This is a genomic window from Pontibacter roseus DSM 17521, from assembly GCF_000373265.1.
GTDB lineage: Bacteria > Bacteroidota > Bacteroidia > Cytophagales > Hymenobacteraceae > Pontibacter > Pontibacter roseus.
In genome coordinates this window covers 35,320-51,893 of record NZ_KB890770.1, presented here as the reverse complement: position 1 = coordinate 51,893, position 16,574 = coordinate 35,320, and the positions used below count along the sequence as shown (strand labels likewise).

13 protein-coding genes are annotated in these 16,574 nt (G+C 52.8%); 2 read left to right on the top strand and 11 right to left on the bottom strand.

Annotation, left to right across the window (positions count from 1 at the left end):
- Positions 1-8: 8 nt before the first annotated feature.
- The 9 genes from B051_RS0120245 to B051_RS0120200 all read right to left on the bottom strand — a co-directional run bounded on the left by B051_RS0120245 (position 9) and on the right by B051_RS0120200 (position 11,641).
- The gene (locus B051_RS0120245) at positions 9-293 is read right to left on the bottom strand and encodes a hypothetical protein (protein WP_018480064.1); all 285 of its coding nucleotides are present in this window, start codon (positions 291-293) and stop codon (positions 9-11) included.
- A gap of 119 nt (positions 294-412) precedes the next feature.
- Complete coding sequence (locus B051_RS0120240) at positions 413-1,081, bottom strand: hypothetical protein (RefSeq protein WP_018480063.1); 669 nt, start codon at positions 1,079-1,081, stop codon at positions 413-415.
- A 219-nt stretch (positions 1,082-1,300) separates the two neighbouring features.
- A complete protein-coding gene (locus tag B051_RS0120235; RefSeq protein ID WP_051080691.1) occupies positions 1,301-1,888 on the bottom strand; it encodes a helix-turn-helix domain-containing protein in 588 nt (195 codons plus the stop codon).
- Positions 1,889-2,748: 860 nt separating this feature from the next.
- Positions 2,749-3,381 carry a DUF3347 domain-containing protein gene (locus B051_RS21735; RefSeq protein WP_018480060.1) on the bottom strand — a complete coding sequence of 211 codons (633 nt, stop codon included), beginning with the start codon at positions 3,379-3,381 and terminating at the stop codon, positions 2,749-2,751.
- A 282-nt stretch (positions 3,382-3,663) separates the two neighbouring features.
- Positions 3,664-3,936, bottom strand: a complete 273-nt coding sequence (locus B051_RS22125) for a hypothetical protein (protein WP_018480058.1) — start codon at positions 3,934-3,936, stop codon at positions 3,664-3,666.
- Between the two features lie 154 nt (positions 3,937-4,090).
- Positions 4,091-5,860 carry an efflux RND transporter periplasmic adaptor subunit gene (locus B051_RS0120215; RefSeq protein ID WP_018480057.1) on the bottom strand — a complete coding sequence of 590 codons (1,770 nt, stop codon included), beginning with the start codon at positions 5,858-5,860 and terminating at the stop codon, positions 4,091-4,093.
- Positions 5,861-5,905: 45 nt separating this feature from the next.
- Positions 5,906-7,339, bottom strand: coding sequence for a TolC family protein (locus B051_RS0120210; protein WP_018480056.1), 1,434 nt, complete (start codon positions 7,337-7,339; stop codon positions 5,906-5,908).
- The gene (locus B051_RS0120205) at positions 7,336-11,106 is read right to left on the bottom strand and encodes an efflux RND transporter permease subunit (RefSeq protein WP_018480055.1); all 3,771 of its coding nucleotides are present in this window, start codon (positions 11,104-11,106) and stop codon (positions 7,336-7,338) included. Before B051_RS0120205 ends, B051_RS0120210 begins: the two co-directional genes overlap by 4 nt.
- A gap of 97 nt (positions 11,107-11,203) precedes the next feature.
- Positions 11,204-11,641 (bottom strand): HYC_CC_PP family protein, encoded by a 438-nt coding sequence (locus B051_RS0120200; RefSeq protein ID WP_018480054.1) that lies wholly within the window; start codon positions 11,639-11,641, stop codon positions 11,204-11,206.
- 397 nt (positions 11,642-12,038) lie between these two features.
- Here B051_RS0120200 and B051_RS0120195 point away from each other — a divergent pair, with 397 nt between their 5' ends.
- On the top strand, positions 12,039-14,306 hold the full coding sequence (locus tag B051_RS0120195; protein WP_026236557.1) for a heavy metal translocating P-type ATPase: 2,268 nt from the start codon (positions 12,039-12,041) through the stop codon (positions 14,304-14,306).
- A gap of 109 nt (positions 14,307-14,415) precedes the next feature.
- Entirely contained in the window at positions 14,416-14,625 is a 210-nt protein-coding gene (locus tag B051_RS0120190; RefSeq protein WP_018480052.1) for a heavy-metal-associated domain-containing protein, read from the top strand.
- Positions 14,626-14,704: 79 nt separating this feature from the next.
- On the opposite strand, the gene B051_RS0120185 is transcribed toward B051_RS0120190, so the two are convergent.
- Positions 14,705-15,676: a nucleotidyl transferase AbiEii/AbiGii toxin family protein gene (locus B051_RS0120185; RefSeq protein WP_018480051.1), complete on the bottom strand. Its 972-nt coding sequence runs from the start codon at positions 15,674-15,676 to the stop codon at positions 14,705-14,707.
- Positions 15,673-16,398, bottom strand: coding sequence for a type IV toxin-antitoxin system AbiEi family antitoxin domain-containing protein (locus B051_RS0120180; RefSeq protein WP_018480050.1), 726 nt, complete (start codon positions 16,396-16,398; stop codon positions 15,673-15,675). The genes B051_RS0120185 and B051_RS0120180 overlap by 4 nt, the downstream gene beginning before the upstream one ends.
- Between the last annotated feature and the right edge of the window lie 176 nt (positions 16,399-16,574).

The following is a 16,574-nucleotide window of genomic DNA, read 5'->3' as shown; positions in this document are numbered from 1 at the left end:
TTTGATGTTTAGTACTCTCGCCTTAATTTGCGGGCTAGATCAGGCGTAATAGAATCAGCATATACGCCATATGCATCCACCAAAACTCCCTTCACTCCTTTATCAGAGGAAACAGCATACGCGACAGAATTATCACTAGGATTGCTGGCACCTTCAAACCGGTAAACTTCATCAATCTCAAATTCTTCAGGTTTTAACTCCAGGTGTAGCTGCGGGCATTCCAGGCAAGTGGGCTGCAAGTTAAGGTCTACTGCGTAGCCGCGCTCCCGTAAGTTGTTCAGCGTCTCGACCATCGTATCATACTTGTACTGTTTTATCTATTTAGCTTTAATGAATATAATGATTTTGTTTGATTCTTTCTTGAAAATTAGTAAATGAAAAAGGCGCAGCTAGGGTGACTGCGCCTTCGGACTTAATGGTGGTGACCCGTCTCCAGGTATTTGCCTTGTGGGCCGACACCCTCTATATGTACGAGCTGAGCACCGTAATGTCCGGCCATGGCCACACAGTAGGCAGCACTGGTAAGAACAAGAGCAACAACCAGCACGCTCCAGCGCTTCCCTTTAAACAAGAACTGATTTAACAATTGGGCTACCAGGGCAATTCCTCCGAGGTAGATGGTCCAGTCAGCGTAGAAGTCATGCTGTTCAAGCACCAGTTTGGCATGCGCTGTAAGGCCAGTTGTATGCGGGTGGTCGATTTCAGTTACATAGTAGGCCGTACTAAAGCTGATCAGAGTGGCTACGGTGGTGATCCAATCGAGTTCCTTGCGCAGAAACAGGATGTTGCACAGCTGGACGGCAGCAGCCACTAAAAGCAGCACGATGGGGAAGTGCACGATCAAAGGGTGCTTATTTGGAAAATCATCAGGCCGAGCATGAACTGTTTCAGGGTTTTGCCGGTGCGCTGCGTGCGCTTCGGGTGTTACCACAGTTGGGAGGGCAGAAGTGTCAGATTGCTGTACCTTCTCTTCGGTTTTGGCTACCTCCCCGTGCTTCTCGCCTCCATGAGCATATAGTCTCTCAATTTTAGTTAAAGACAAAAGCAAAGTGAATGTCACTATAAAGTATACATTTTTCATTTTAAAAGTTTTAGTTAAGTGGTTGTGTTACTGTTCGTGGTTTATATCCACAATACTTAACTACTCCCTTATTTATTTAAACAAACTGCTACAGGATGCATGAAATCGTACTAGCAATGAGAATCCATTTTGTACACCATTAGCGTACTCAAGCGGGAAGCAGGCAGTTTTATATATTTATGGAGTAGTCTTATATATTCTGTGTAGAAATCTATAGTGTCAATACAGGTTGTCAATGGTTCGCCGGTCTGTACCACCCTCATTCTTGTATTTATTGAGGGTGATACCCGTCACCTCTTTGAACTGCCTTGACATATGTTGCAGGCTTTTATAACCTAGTTTGGCTGCAACAGCACTAAGGGAAAGTTCATCATAGGTGAGCAGTTCTTTGATGCGCTCTACTTTCTGTACAACAATATATCTGCTCAAAGCGATGCCTTCACATGCTTTGAACGTAGTACTGATAGTGGAGTAATCTTTCCCTAACTTATCAGCCAGATACGTAGACACGTTAGTAGTAAGGGATGAGATCTCCTCGCTATAGATTAGCTGAATGACAGCTACTTTTATACTCTCTATAAGCTCTTCTCGCTTGTCGTGGAGCAGTTCGAAACCCTTTTTTGCCAATACCGCTTCTATCGTGGCTTCATCTACCTCGGCATTTTCACCGACAGCGGCCACACCTAACGTTACTTCCAGGACATGCAACCCTAACTTTTCCAACTCCTCCTGCACAACCATAATGCAACGGGGGCACACCATGTTTTTTATATGTAGCACCCTTTGGTGCTGACTCTCTATACTCATACTCCTCAGGTAGTGTGTAAAGCGATTAGCGGCATAATTAGGCTAACCGCCTTATTTGATACAAACTTATTTAGACTGTCTTACTTTGCTCCAGGGCTTATAAAGCACTATAAAAGCACAGAAGACCATCCTGCAGCAATACCGAAGACACATAGCTCTTCCAGTACTGTCGCAGACAGAAACAATTTGTGCATCAAATTATGAGAGAGTGCAGGAATATCCTGATGTCAGGTATCTTAGGAACAGGGGCATCCGGGGGAGCATGTGATACTGCTCTGATACTATTACTGTACCAGAACCTCAGGAAAGCCTGGAACAGACTACCCGCAAGGGCGTAAGGAGCCTTCACGAGTAACGGCAAATCCACGGAAGGAGCCTCCTTAACAAAATGGGCGTAAACTAAATCTGAACAGCAACCATCCTTTTCCGGTGCAGGAGCCGGATGCTCGTGCGCTTTTTGGTGATGCCAGGCGATAGTGGCCTTATGTTCGTTTGCGTGGCTATGCCCCCCGTGTTTCGCACCATGATGGTCTTGGGCAAGCGCTGCAGGCAGGAGCCGCTGCGCCAGGTGCGGAAGATTACAGACCAATTGGGCAAAGTACAGGTTCACGAAGACCGCTAACAGCAGCAGCCCCGCAAAACTTGTTCTCTTGCTATGCCTGGTTCTTCTCATGAGCTAAAGCCTCTGTACAACAGCACCCAATCCTACATTTAATAAACAAATATAGTAAAAAAGTAACATCTCACTACTTCAACCTTTGGTTGAAGTAGGCTAACTTATTTTACCAGAAATCAACAACACTTTTGAATGCTGCAGGTGGTTAAGCGTGAGCCGATAAAAGCTCACGCTTGATTTGTATCTAATTAAGCACTTCCTCCGTGCTGCCACATTTAAGCATCTGCTCACCGAAGTAAGGGTTGCGGATCTCCTGATTGGAGCTCAGCCAGTAAGCACCCTGGTTATCCATGGCCATCGGGCAGTGCTGGTAATACAGCTTCTGGTTTGTAGGGCCAAAGGCTTTAGTCAACGCAAAAGTAGCCTCAGAGAGCAACTCCAGTTGTCCGCGCTGTGCAGGCAGGTCTGTAGCTTCTGCTATTTTAGAAGCACTTTGCTTCACTTCGCCCAGTTTTTCTTCAGCAAACGCCTTCTGTTCGCCCTGCAGCGCAGATACATTTACTTTTTCGGCAGCGGCTACTACGGCTTTCGCATCAGCCTGTACTTTAGCAGCGTCAGACGCCACCAGGTTGTCTTTCAGTTTCAGGTAACTGTCTACTACGGCAGTGATCTGCTCTTTAACAGGACCGGCAACCGACGTGTAATCCGGGGCGTCTACCACTACTTTGCCCTCAGCCGGCATGGCATCGCCGTGCGCCATACCTTCGTGGTGCTCCAAGTTTTCAGTTTCGGCAGTAGTTGTTTCTTGCTTGTTCTCTCCGCAGGAAGTAAATACAAATGCTGCAAGGGTAGCAGCTACAAGGGTTCTTTTCATCATTGGTTTTAATAGTTATAGGTTTTAATTTGATTTTAACTGGTTTTATAGCAGGAAAGCATAAAAGGGTAAAACTTTACTCTTTTATGCGCTACACTACCCTTTGTTATTGCTTATACTTCTTGTAGTTTTCTGCAGCAGCAAAGTATAATACATCGCCGTTGATGCTACCCGGCTTCAAGGCAACAAAGGCCTTCAATTTACTTCCTCACCTGTTACCGGATCAGCGGCATAACGTACCTGGCGGTCGTTTTGGATAGTTTTAACGCACATTTCGCAGCAGCCCTAGTACATTTTATCCTCAAAGGCCACCGGGTACTGCTCTTTGCCCATAAAGGCGTTGTTCACCATGCACACCAGATCCTTGGGCAAGCCATCTGCCGTCATCAGGTCAGCCGGGGATGCCTGTTGCTGTGGTTGTATGCTGGCCATATGGGCCTCGTGGTTGGATGGAGCCTCGGAGGCTGCGGCGGCCTGCGTTTCCGGTGTTATCTCAGAAGAGCAGGAGGCCAGCACTACAGCTGCTAAAGCGGTGCTGTAAAACAAGTTATTTCTCATGAGCTCAGGTATGGTTAAGTCGTTATCTGTTCAAAAAGGACAATTCCCAAAGCTAGTATAACAGCTAGGTAAAGGAGCCATCTGAGCCAGGACTTTTGTTTGGCTTTAGGGCTGTCGTCTCCGGTTCTGCAACAATCTTTCATGGCCTAATAGCTTAATGGACATGACTTTGCACCGGTGCAGATTTGTCGGCTGCAGGTGCTCCGTAACCCTGTCTGTAGGTCTGCTCCGTCTCGCCGCAGGTAAGCATGGCATCGCCAAAGTATGGGTTACGGATGTCTTTCTGCTCGCTCAGCCAGTAGCCACCCTGGTCGCCCAGTGCCATCGGGCATTTCTGTTTATAGAGCACCTCCTTGCTTGTGCCGAAGGTTTCCACTGCCTCAATCAGGTGGTTGGAGAGTGGCGAGAAGGCTTCCCGTTGTTTGTCGATAACGGTGCTTTTCTGGATCGCATCGGCGTTGGAGGCCAATACGGGCTGCAGCTGCATCCATTTGGCATGGCTACTGCCATCCAACAGGGTCATATCGGTTTTGTTCAGTGCCTGCCTGAACTTGCCTGCAGCCTGGCGGGCAGCGTCAGCATCAGAAGCCACAAGGGCATTCTTCAGCGTATAATAACTATCTACCAGGACCGTCAGCTGTGTCTGGAACTCCTCCGGAGCCTCCAGCATGTTGTTGGCTGGCGCTGACATCATGCTATAGTTCCCGCTCAGTTGGGCGGCTCCGTCCACGGCAAACACGCCGTTTGTCACCACCTGCTCGCCTTCGCTTAGTCCGGCTTCTATCAGGTACATATCGCCCAGACGAGGACCCAGCGTCACCTCCCGCATTTCAAAGGCAGGTGCGTCGCGATCATCCGCCTTCACATACACGACTGAGCGCTTGCCCGTCCAGAGTACGGCGGTGCGTTGTATGGCCAAGGCATTCTCTTTGGCAGCTGTTCGGGTGGATGTCTTGATGCGTGCATTGGCAAACATGCCCGGCTTCAGCTGATTTCCTGGATTTAGCACCTCGGCCCTTACCTGCACAGCGCGGGTGCTGGCATCGAGCACAGGCGTAACAAAGGCGACCTTGGCTGTGAACTCCTTGCCCGGGATGCCCGGTACAGTAAAGTTAATGCTTGCCCCTTGTTTAACCCAGGAAAGATCGCTTTCATACGCATCCAGCACCACCCAAACAGAGGAGAGGTTGGCTACCTGAAAGAGTATTGAACCTGTGCTGACATAGTCGCCGACGGCTACCTGACGTTCGGTTACTACCCCGGCTGCACCGGAATAGATGTCAAAGCTGGTCAGGATGTCATTGGCCTGCTCGATGCGCGCTATCTGCTTGGCCGAGATGTTCCATAGCCTGAGCTTGGTTTTGGCGGCTTCGTAGAGTTCCGGCATCAGGTCTTTGGATCTAGCCGCCTCCTGCAGCTCGCGCTGCGCTGTGATGAGCTCCGGGGAGTAAACCGAGGCCAGCCGTTCGCCCTTGCGTACTTCCTGGCCGGTAAAGTTGACATAAAGCCGCTCGATGCGGCCCGGGAACTTGGCGGTGATGGAGGACACCTGTTGCTCGTTTAGCTGCACTGTGCCTGACAGCAGCAGCTCATTTTCAGGGTTTACCAGCTGTGCGGGCGTTGTTTGGATGTTAGCCAGGGCGATCGCCTCCGGTGTCATCTCCAGCACATAGCGGCTCGTTTTGCCGCCGCTGCCGCCCTTGCTCACCGGTATCAGGTCCATGCCGCAAAGCGGGCACTTGCCCGGTCCGTCCTGCCGGATTTGCGGGTGCATGGAGCAGGTATACTCGGTTGCGCCTGCCGTTTCTGCCGCGTGGTTGTGGCCTTGTTCGGCAGCTCTGCCCCCGAAAATGAGCCAGCCCAGGAGCAGGCCAGCCAGCGCTACCAGTATATAGGTCGTGATTTGTTTATTTCTTGGTTTCATCGGTCTTGGATGGAATGTATGTTTCATTGCCTGCCAGGGGCAAGCTTAAATATCGCTGTTCATCATGCGGTTGATGGCCGAGACGGTAACATGCTGCTCGGTTACGGCCTGCAGCTGTTGCTGCCGCAGGCTAAGTATAGCCTGTCGTTGCCGCAGGATTTCTTCTATGCCCGCGCCTGCGACGCTGTAATTGGTGGTCAGGAGCCGGATGGCCTGCTCGTTGAGCACGATTTGCTCTTCCAGCAACTGCAGGGTTTTGCTCGTTCGCTCGTAATCGTACAGCAGCCCGCTCAGTTCGGCAAACAGCATGTTCTCGGTGGCTTCGCGGTTCTGCGTTGCGGCCTCCTGGGCATACTGTGCCTCCTTCTGCGCCGCTTTATACTTCTTGCGGTAGATCGGCAGGGAGATGCTCACCATCGGCATCACCATGTTCTCGCCCCCCATGGCCATCTGCGACATCTCATCGGGGCGCGGTTTAAACACCATGTACTCCAGCCCCACGCCAATCATGGGCCTGCCCATCAGCTTGGCCATGCGCAGCTGTGCCTCGCGCGCCTTCTCGTCCCACTCATACATTTTCAGCATCGGGTGGTTCTGGCGGATAGAGTCCTGGATGAGGGACAGGGAAGCAGGCAGGGCAACCGGCGCTAAGGTATCGGCTACCTGCACTTCCAGGTTCAGGTCGCGGTTGAGCATGCTGTTAAAGGCAGCCACTTTGGGTTTTCTCGAGTCGCGGAGTAGCTGGAGGCGGTTCTCCATGTCCTTTACCTGCACCCGGATAAGGATAACATCTACCATCGAGCTGCCCGACGAGGCCATGCTTCCGCCGCCGGCCATACCGCCCATACTTCCGCTGCCAGAAGAAGCCGTTGAGGTGCCGCCAGTGGAGCCTCCGCCCATGCCGGCCATGTCCGAAGAGGTGCTGCCAGCCATACTTTGGGAAGAAGCAGCGCCCGGGCTCTGCCGGCGTGGGGAGGCCGGGGCGCTTGTAGCAGGCCCCGACTTATACTTTGCCAGGGCCACCCGCTCCAGCGATTTAAGGATCTCCAGCTCCCGTTCCAGCAGCTTTACCTCCTCGTCGAGCTGGTAGAGCGAAAGCCAGGTGGTGCGGACGGTGTGGTAGAGGTTGATCTTGGCCTCGATAAAAGAAGAGAACTTCATCTGTGCCATGTAATTTGCCTCTGTTTTGGCGGCATCCAGCGAGCCGAACCAGGGAAACATCTGCATGATGGAGGCACTGCCTACCTCTTTGCCCATGTAGCGGTCCATAGGCTGCAGGTAGAAACTGAAGGAGGCTTCCGGGTCAGGGAGTGCACCTGCCTGCGGCACCTTTTGCAGCGCCGCCTGGTACTCGGCGTAGCTTGCCTTCAGCTGCGGGTTGTTTTCGCCGGCCGTCACCAGGTACTCCTCCAGGGTCTGCGCCTGCAGGGCCGGAACAGCCAAAAGTAAAAGTATAATATTTAGAATGATCTTTTTCATACGGCTTGTTTGGCTTGTTTTTTAACCTTGGCTTCTTCGCGCCAGCTGTAAAGTACCGGCACAATGAACAGGGTGATCAGCGCCACCGTCATCCCGCCGAACGATGGGATGGCCATCGGCACCATGATATCCGAGCCACGGCCGGTGGAGGTGAGCACGGGCAACAGGGCCAGCAGGGTGGTGGCGGTAGTCATCAGACACGGTCTCACGCGGCGCATGCCAGCTCTCAGCACGGCCCTGCGTACGCCGTTTCGCGTTTCGGGCTTAGACGCATCGAAACTCTGCTTCAGGTAAGTGCCCATCACCACGCCATCGTCGGTGGCAATACCAAAGAGGGCAATAAAGCCCACCCACACGGCCACGCTCAGGTTAAAGGTGCGCATCTGGAACAGCTCGCGCATGTTGGTGTCGCCGAAGGAGAAGTTGAGGAACCAGTCCTGCCCGTAAAGCCACAGCATCATAAAGCCCCCCGAGAACGCCATCGCGATGGAGGTGAAAATGAAGAGCGTCGTGGACACCGAACGGAACTGGAAGTATAGAATCAGGAAGATGATGAGCAAGCTTATCGGAATGATGATGGCCAAGCGCTCCTCGGCGCGAATCTGGTTCTCATAGTTACCCGAGAACTCGAAGCTCACGCCCGTGGGTACCACCAGCTCGCCGGATACTATTTTCTGATCCAGGTAGCGCTGCGCATCCTCCACCACGGTTCCTTCGGCAAAGCCATCCTGCTTGTCAAACAGCACATAGCCAGTCAGGAAGGAGTTCTCGCCGCGAATCATCATCGGGCCTGGCCGGTATACAACTTCGGCAATTTCGCCCAGTGGCACCTGCGCCCCGCCAGCTGTCGAGATCAGGATGCGGTTGATGGCCTCGGGGTCGTTCCTATGCTCGCGGGCATAGCGGGCACGGATGGAATAACGCTCGCGGCCTTCCACGGTGGTGCTCATCGACATACCGCCCATGGCCACTTCGATGTACTCCTGCACATCGGCCACGTTCAGCCCGTAGCGACCCATGGCTTTGCGGTTCAGCTCGATTTCCATGTAAGGCTTGCCCAGCGATCGGTCGGCAAAAACGGCTTCCGGCTGTACGGAGGGCACCTCTTTCAGCACACGCTCCAGCTGCAGGCTGAACTCCTCAATGGTTTGCAGGTTGGGGCCGAACACTTTAATGCCCATGGGCGCCCGCATGCCCGTCTGCAGCATCACCAGTCGCGTTTCGATAGGCTGTAGCTTCGGGGCAGAGGTTACACCGGGGATGTTGGCCGCCTGCACAATTTCGTCCCAGATATCATCCGGGGTCTTAATGTGGTCGCGCCACTGGCGATAGTACTCGCCGTTTTCGTCTTCTATCAGTTCACCGGCCCCGTCACGCACAAATTCGCCTTCATCATCCACCTTAAAGCGCATTCGGTGGCCGCTGGCATCGGTTTTATACTCTGACTTGTACTGGATCACGTTCTCGAACATCGACATGGGAGCCGGGTCCAGCGCTGTTTCGACACGGCCGGCCTTGCCCACCACCATTTCCACTTCCGGTATGGACGAGATCTGCATATCGAGCTGCTGCACAATGCGTTTGTTGGCTTCCACGCCGGAGTGCGGCATCGAGGTAGGCATCAGCAGGAAAGCACCTTCGTCCAAAGACGGCATGAACTCATCGCCCATACCCGGGAAAGTATGCGTAAGTCCGCTCCAGACAGCAGTAGTTCGGATGTTATAGCCGGTTTTGTCGATGCCATTGGCTACCCACCCGAACACGCTGTTAAAGCCAACCCATATCAGGAAGCCCAGCAGCATGATAGTGGCCGGAATGGCCATAAACTTGCCTTTGTTGGCCAGACACCACATCAAAATGCGCGGGTAAGCTTTGATAAACAAAGCGAATGCACCCAGCAGCAGGGCAAGTATGAGCAGGATGAAAAGGAAGTTAGCCAGTAGGCTGACAGAGGCTCCCAGCGGCATCCACTGCGAGGCCAGCAGCCACGAGACGGCCAGCACGGCAATCCCCACCATCACCGGCGCGTTATACCTGGCGAAAGGCTGCGGACGGTAATAAGCCAGCAGATTATTGGCTGCCACCAGTGTCAGCACCACTCCCGCCAGCGGAAGTATAAACAGCACGGCCACACCCAGCGCCAGCAGGGCCCAGTTCAACACTTTAGACCAGCTAACGCTCTTGGACTTGAGCCCGAAAACCGTATGCGCAAAGGCCGGCATGATCAGGAGGGTGAAGATCAGCGAAGCGACCAGCGCAAAGGTTTTGGTGTAGGCCAGCGGGCCAAACAGTTTTCCTTCCGCGGCCTCCATGGTAAACACCGGCAAGAAGCTAACGACGGTAGTGGCCACGGCTGTAACAATAGCGCTGCTTACCTCAGCGGAGGCATTGTATACCGTTTTCAGCAGCGACTGCCCGGGCGGAGCCTCGTCCATGTGCCGCAGAATGTTCTCGTTGAGAATAATGCCAAGGTCCACCATGGTGCCAATGGCAATGGCAATACCCGACAGCGCCACGATGTTCGCATCCACGTTGAACTGCTTCATCATGATAAAGCACATGAGCACAGCCAGTGGGAGCAGGGCGGAGATGAGCAGCGAGGCGCGCAGGTTGTACACCATCACGATGATAACGATGATGGTGATGAGGATCTGAAGTATAATCGCCTCGCTTAGCGTACCCAGCGTTTCGTTGATGAGTTGGGTACGGTCGTAGAAGGGTACTACAGTTACTTTGGAGGTGCGCCCGTCCTCGAGTTTCTTGGAAGGCAGACCGGCTGCAATTTCGTCCAGCTTCTCTTTCACGTTGTTGATCACGGCCAGCGGATTGTCGCCGTAGCGGGCCACTACCACACCGCCCACGGCCTCAGCACCACCTTTATCCAGTATGCCCAGCATAGAGCGGTCGGCCGGGCCAATGTTGACGCGGGCAATGTCACGGATGCGGATCGGCACGTTGGCATTTACCCGGACCACCGCTTCTTCAATATCCTCCAGTTTCTGCACGTAGCCCAGGCCGCGCACAAAGTACTCCACTTGGTTTATCTCCACAGTGTTGGCCCCCACATCCAAGTTGCTTTTCTGCAGGGCGTTCATCACCTCCATCATGGATACCTTGTTGGCCTTCATCGCCACCGGGTCCAGATCCACCTGGTACTCCTTTATATAGCCACCCACGGAGGCTACTTCGGCTACCCCTTCGGCGCCGGCCAAGGCATAACGCACGTAGTAATCCTGGATCGTGCGCAGCTCGTGCAGGTCCCAGCCGCCGGCGGGTTTGCCGTTCTCATCGCGTCCTTCCAACGTATACCAGTATACTTGCCCCAGCGCAGTAGCATCGGGCCCTAGCTTGGGGGTAACATCTGCCGGAAGCAGGCCGGTGGGTAGGGAGTTGAGTTTCTCGAGAATGCGGGAACGGCTCCAGTAGTATTCCACATCCTCATCAAAAATGACGTAGATGCTGGAGATGCCGAACATGGAGGAGGAGCGGATGGTTTTAACACCCGGCATACCTAAAAGAGAGGTGGTGAGGGGATAGGTGATCTGGTCCTCCACATCCTGTGGGGAGCGGCCCATCCACTCGGTAAAAATGATCTGCTGGTTCTCGCCAATATCCGGAATGGCGTCGACGGGAACGGGATCGTTGGGCAGGAATTTGACGTTCCAATTGAAAGGAGCCACCACAATGCCCCAGCCAACTATCAGGAGCAGTAGCAGCACGGTAACGAGTTTCTGCTCCAGGAAAAATTTTATAATGTTGTTTAACATGCTTTATTCGATTGAATACAAGAACGTATGCCGCCTAAAGGGCAGCACCAAACCATACCGGCCTACAGAGGCAGGTAGAAATCGAAAAAAACAAGGCTTATAGCAGGAATGACTGTACCAGCACCGGTATGTCACGGGCCAGCGGGGGAGAAGTATAAAGCGCGTAGGCAGGCTTCAGGTCAGTCTCAGGAGCTAACCACTGCAGCACCACGGCCTTTAGGGTAGCTATCAGCTGGATGTCCTGGAGCTTGGTGAGGGAAATAGCCTTGTGCTTGGCTGCCACGTCATGCCGTTCCACAAGAACCTGGTGATCGGCGCAGCAGGCAGCGTCATCTGCAAAGGAGGCAGGGGTATGGCAGGCCGGGGCTTTCTTCACAGGCTGCTCCATTTCCATCGGGCAATCAGCCTCGGCCCCGAAGAAGGTCACATCGCGCAACTCACCACCGCAGATATGCAGCCCCACAGCCATACCCGTCGAGGAGACGAGTACCAGCAGTGTGAGGGTTAGCAATATGATCCGGTGGAAAAACTTCATGAACAGAGTTATTTGCGTTTACAAAGGTACAAAGGGAACAACCAGGCTTGTTACATAATTAACAAAAATTTTTATATATTTTTCGTGTAGGTTGCGCTGTAGGACTTCCTTACTGCACGCAAGGCCCACCCCCCCCCGAAGCCTGGGATGGGCCTTGAACACCAGCAAATGATTTGCCCTCCCATTTAGTTAATTTAGGTAACCATTAATGCCGTTATGACGCCCTCAGCACATAGCAGAGGGTTATCGTACGACTATCTCGTAGACTGGCTAACGATTACTCTTCTACAGATCCCTTCAAGAGAATTTGTAACTCTTATCCAGAATTATATAAGAGCCAGGGCAGGAGTAGGACGTATCTTTATATTATTCTACATTAACAAAGTAAGGAGAAATCATGGAAAACAATATAGTAACGCCGAATAAGACTATCCGTCAGCCCGCTGTGAAAGAGCAGAAAGCATCTTTACCAGTCACCGGTATGAGCTGCGCCTCCTGCGCCCTCAGCGTGGAGTCCATGGTGGGAACGCAGCCGGGGGTGTCGCAGGCGGCGGTGAACTTTGCCTCCCAGACACTGCAGGTGTCTTATGATCCCGCCAGGGTCACCCTTTCAGACATACAGCGAAATGTCCAAGAGATTGGCTTCGACCTGATCATTGACCAGGAAAATGCGCAGGAGAAACAGGAGGAGGCCCAGCAGAACCATTACCAGACACTGAAGAGGCGGACCATAGCGGCAGGAATTCTCACCCTGCCGGTGTTTATTATCGGGATGTTCTTCATGGACATGCCTTACGGCAGCTGGATCATGATGGTGCTGAGCGCGCCCGTGCTGTTTTACTTTGGCCGCAGCTTCTTCATCAATGCCTATAAGCAGGCCAGGAACGGGAAGGCCAACATGGACACGCTGGTGTCGCTCAGTACGGGAATCGCCTTTGGCTTTAGTGTTTTCAATACCTTCTTTCCGGGGTTCTGGCTGGCGCGTGGCGTGCAGCCACATGTCTATTTTGAGGCTGCCGCCGTGGTGATTGTCTTCATCATGCTGGGCAAGCTGCTCGAGGAGAGGGCAAAGTCCAACACTTCCACAGCCATTAAAAAGCTGATGGGGCTGCAGCCGAAGACTGTATGGCGGGTAGAGGGGAAGCAGGAGCGGGAGGTGGCCATTTCTGAGGTGCAGAAAGGCGACTTGCTGCTGGTGCGTTCCGGCGAGAAAATACCTGTGGACGGCGAAGTGGCCCAGGGCAACTCTTTCGTCGACGAAGCGATGATATCAGGGGAGCCCGTACCGGTGGCCAAAGGGAAAGGAGACAAAGTCTACGCAGGCACCATTAACCAAAAAGGCAGTTTCCGGTTTATAGCCGAGAAGGTGGGCAGTGAGACTATGCTGGCGCACATCATCAAAATGGTGCAGGAGGCGCAGGGTTCCAAGGCCCCGGTTCAGAAACTGGTAGATAAAGTTGCCGGCATCTTTGTGCCTGTTGTGTTGGTGATAGCGCTCGGAAGCTTTGCCGCCTGGTTAGCACTTGGCGGGGACAGCGCCCTGACGCAGGGACTGCTGGCCCTGGTGACCGTGCTCGTGATCGCCTGCCCCTGTGCCCTCGGTCTGGCAACACCAACCGCCATCATGGTGGGCGTAGGCAAAGGTGCTGAAAATGGTATCCTCATCAAAGATGCGGAAAGCCTGGAACAGGCCCATAAAGTGAATGTCGTCATACTCGATAAGACTGGCACCATAACAGAGGGTAAACCAGTTGTAACGGATATGATTTGGACAGATGGTGCGGAAGCACGGAAAAAAAACCTGCAAACGGTGCTACTTTCCCTGGAACTCCAGTCCGAGCACCCGTTGGCTGAAGCGGTTGTGCGCCACCTCAAAGAGCAGGAGGTAAGGTCTCTGGAGCTCGGCAGCTTCGATAGCCTGACCGGGCGCGGCGTCAAAGCCTCTCTGAACGGCAACCAGTATGTAGCAGGTAACCATCAACTGCTGGAAGAGGAAGGGGTGTGCATTGCTCCTGAGCTGGCTCTTCAGGCAGATGCCTTACGATCCGAAGCCAGGACAGTGATCTTCTTTGCAGAAAATAAGGCGGCCGTTGCCTTGGTGGCCATTGCCGACCAGATCAAACAGCATTCTGCGGCAGCCATCCACGCGCTGCAGGAGCAGGGGGTAGAAGTGTTTATGCTCACCGGCGATAACCAGCAAACAGCTGCCAGTGTAGCCAGGCAGGTGGGCGTGAAAAACTATAGGGCGGAGGTACTGCCGTCAGACAAAGCTGCGTTTGTAAAGGAGCTCCAGGGACGGGGGAAAGTGGTGGCCATGGTGGGTGACGGCATCAACGACTCGCATGCCCTGGCGCAGGCGGATGTAAGCATTGCCATGGGCAAGGGCTCTGACATAGCCATGGATGTCGCTAAAATGACACTTATCTCCTCAGACTTGCTACAGATTCCAAAAGCGCTGAAGCTGTCGAAGCAAACGGTGCGGACGATCAAGCAGAACCTGTTCTGGGCCTTCATCTATAACCTGATAGGCATTCCGATCGCGGCGGGTGCTCTTTACCCGTTTTACGGCTTTCTGCTGGATCCCATGATTGCAGGCGCGGCTATGGCCCTGAGTTCTGTGTCAGTGGTCGCGAACAGCTTGCGGCTAAAGGTGCAGAAGCTGTAGGCAGTGCCTGAAAGCAATGGTAAAAATCAAAAGGTAAGTATCAGGCAGGACATCGGCTTGCTTTACTTAACAGTATAAAACGAAGTAGTATAATTTAAAAAGAGAAACCATGAAAGACTTACAATTTAAAACCAATATCAACTGCGGAGGCTGTGTCTCTAAGGTAACCCCTATACTAAATTCCACTGAAGGCGTTTGCGAGTGGAACGTAGATACAACCAAGAAAGACAAAGTTCTCACCGTGAAAACAGGTTCTTTATCTGCCAGTGAAATTATTGCCACTGTCGAAAGAGCTGGTTTTAAGGCACAGACACTGTAAGTGTACAATAGCTGGTGCTTACGCGCCAGCTATTTTGCTAAATTTTTCCGCTTACTTTGTATTTAGCTCATAATCTTATTCAGAGGCTGCTCCTTTGCTCTCTGATGTGTGCAGCGATTATTTCCAAAACAACTACTATCTCCTCTGGGTCAGGCAGTGAGCCATACACCAGGGAGCGGAATTCCTGCTGGTAGGCCGACTCCAAAGAATTCCAGACTCCTCTCACGTCGGCGAACAGCAGGCAGGCATCCAACGGCTGCATGGCCCAGTCGCCCTGAAACTCGCTGTTTCGGGCATCATCGGCCTGTACGTCCTTGATCATTTGAAAGAAGTCCTCGCTGTGCAGAAAGGCGGTCACTGCAGGTGCTTTTAGCATGGCGTGCAGGTCATATACGTGGCGGATCTTGCTACCTAATTCATCTACTGGGTTTTCGGCATAAGAAGCCCGCACCAGGGCTAGTACTTTCTCTGTGAAGGTGCGCTCCAGGCTCACCACATTTACCTCAAAAGGCTCTAGCTCGTACTGGCGGATCAGGTCCAGCAAACCACGTTGAGCCATAAACTGGCTGATGTAAGTCTTAATTGGCATCAGCTGGTGCGGGTTGGGGCTGGCAAAGGAGTTGATCTCCACCAGGATCTTGTCGGTTGCTTGACCGTAGTCTCCCTGCACGGAGGCCCCGTAGTCGTGCAGCGTTTTGCGGAAGCGGGAGCCCTTGCTGGTCCTGTGCGGATCATCTACCTCCACCATGTCCTTTGTGATCTCTTTTGAGATTTTGCGGATCAGCTGCATGACCTGGTTGTTAGTCATGCCTTCGTCGGCATTAATGGCCAGGTCGATGTCCTCGGAAAAACGCTCGATCAGGTTGTAGGCCTTGGATAGCGATGTGCCGCCCTTGAAGATGGCTTGCTCCACGTAGGGGGAGTGGGCCAGGCGGTAAAGCACCAGCGTCACCCAGTAGTCTTTCTCCACATACACATCCCTAATCTGCAGGGCCTCTGCCGTGGCCGTAATGGCATCCCGAAACACCTCCGGGTTTTGGTGCAGGTTCATATGATATTCCAGTCTTTTCTGTTGGGCAATATGCTCTCGCTTATACCCAGTTTGTATTTTGTCAGCGGATTCAATGACTGCTTTAGCCTGTCTGCCTCCTCTGTAAAGCCCAGACGCTCCAGCAGGGCTCCCAGCAGGGCACGGGTAGCGGGGTTATAGTCCAGCGCCAGCTCCATGAGCCGATCCATGTCGCGTTCGGCTAACTCTTTGATATACTTAAGCAGAATGAGGATCGTCTTCTCGCTGTTGCGGTCCGGAATCTTCTTGTAACCGCGCAGAGCGTCCAGGACCTGAAGCTTGTCAATGTCAGACTCCTTGAAGTTGGTGGGGCTTTGAACATAACGCACTTTGGTTTTCCCTACATTCGCTACCCGGCGCTGCTTGCGTGTCATTAGCGTCACCTCCTGGGGAACCTGCGTGGTCAGACCCAGCTGGTTGTAAAGCCCCAAACCGCTCTCGTACCCTTTGACTTCGCCTTTGGAGGTGCTCAGGCTCTTGATGATCTCTCTTTCGGATGGTCTCACTTTCCCGAAAACAGTTTCCTTTGGCTTATAGTAGCGGCCTTTTGCCAGCCGGTTGATCACCCCCTGCTTAGCCAATCTACTAAGCGCGGCTGCCAGCGCCTCCAATTGGCTGTCACTTACCTGAAAGTCGGCATAAGTCAACAGCTGACCGGTCTGGGCCTGTTCAATTCTTTCCCGGACTTGCTGCATGATGCTCATATTCTGCTTCCTCTGTAGCTTAAAACCACCCTCAAAGATATAATAGGTTACTCTATTATGTCAAGTTTTTTCGTTATAAAACTTGACATTAACTCAATTAGTTTCAAAACAGGAGTCAGGACAGAAGAGTGAGATACATGAGCTATAAGAACACTAGCAACATCAATTTACAAATA

Excerpts from the sequence above, each read along its gene's own strand:
- B051_RS0120245 (WP_018480064.1), bottom strand. The coding sequence starts at position 293 with ATGGTCGAGACGCTGAACAACTTACGGGAGCGCGGCTACGCAGTAGAC.
- B051_RS0120240 (WP_018480063.1), bottom strand. The coding sequence starts at position 1,081 with ATGAAAAATGTATACTTTATAGTGACATTCACTTTGCTTTTGTCTTTA.
- B051_RS0120235 (WP_051080691.1), bottom strand. The coding sequence starts at position 1,888 with ATGAGTATAGAGAGTCAGCACCAAAGGGTGCTACATATAAAAAACATG.
- B051_RS21735 (WP_018480060.1), bottom strand. The coding sequence starts at position 3,381 with ATGATGAAAAGAACCCTTGTAGCTGCTACCCTTGCAGCATTTGTATTT.
- B051_RS22125 (WP_018480058.1), bottom strand. The coding sequence starts at position 3,936 with ATGAGAAATAACTTGTTTTACAGCACCGCTTTAGCAGCTGTAGTGCTG.
- B051_RS0120215 (WP_018480057.1), bottom strand. The coding sequence starts at position 5,860 with ATGAAACCAAGAAATAAACAAATCACGACCTATATACTGGTAGCGCTG.
- B051_RS0120210 (WP_018480056.1), bottom strand. The coding sequence starts at position 7,339 with ATGAAAAAGATCATTCTAAATATTATACTTTTACTTTTGGCTGTTCCG.
- B051_RS0120205 (WP_018480055.1), bottom strand. The coding sequence starts at position 11,106 with ATGTTAAACAACATTATAAAATTTTTCCTGGAGCAGAAACTCGTTACC.
- B051_RS0120200 (WP_018480054.1), bottom strand. The coding sequence starts at position 11,641 with ATGAAGTTTTTCCACCGGATCATATTGCTAACCCTCACACTGCTGGTA.
- B051_RS0120195 (WP_026236557.1), top strand. The coding sequence starts at position 12,039 with ATGGAAAACAATATAGTAACGCCGAATAAGACTATCCGTCAGCCCGCT.
- B051_RS0120190 (WP_018480052.1), top strand. The coding sequence starts at position 14,416 with ATGAAAGACTTACAATTTAAAACCAATATCAACTGCGGAGGCTGTGTC.
- B051_RS0120185 (WP_018480051.1), bottom strand. The coding sequence starts at position 15,676 with ATGAACCTGCACCAAAACCCGGAGGTGTTTCGGGATGCCATTACGGCC.
- B051_RS0120180 (WP_018480050.1), bottom strand. The coding sequence starts at position 16,398 with ATGAGCATCATGCAGCAAGTCCGGGAAAGAATTGAACAGGCCCAGACC.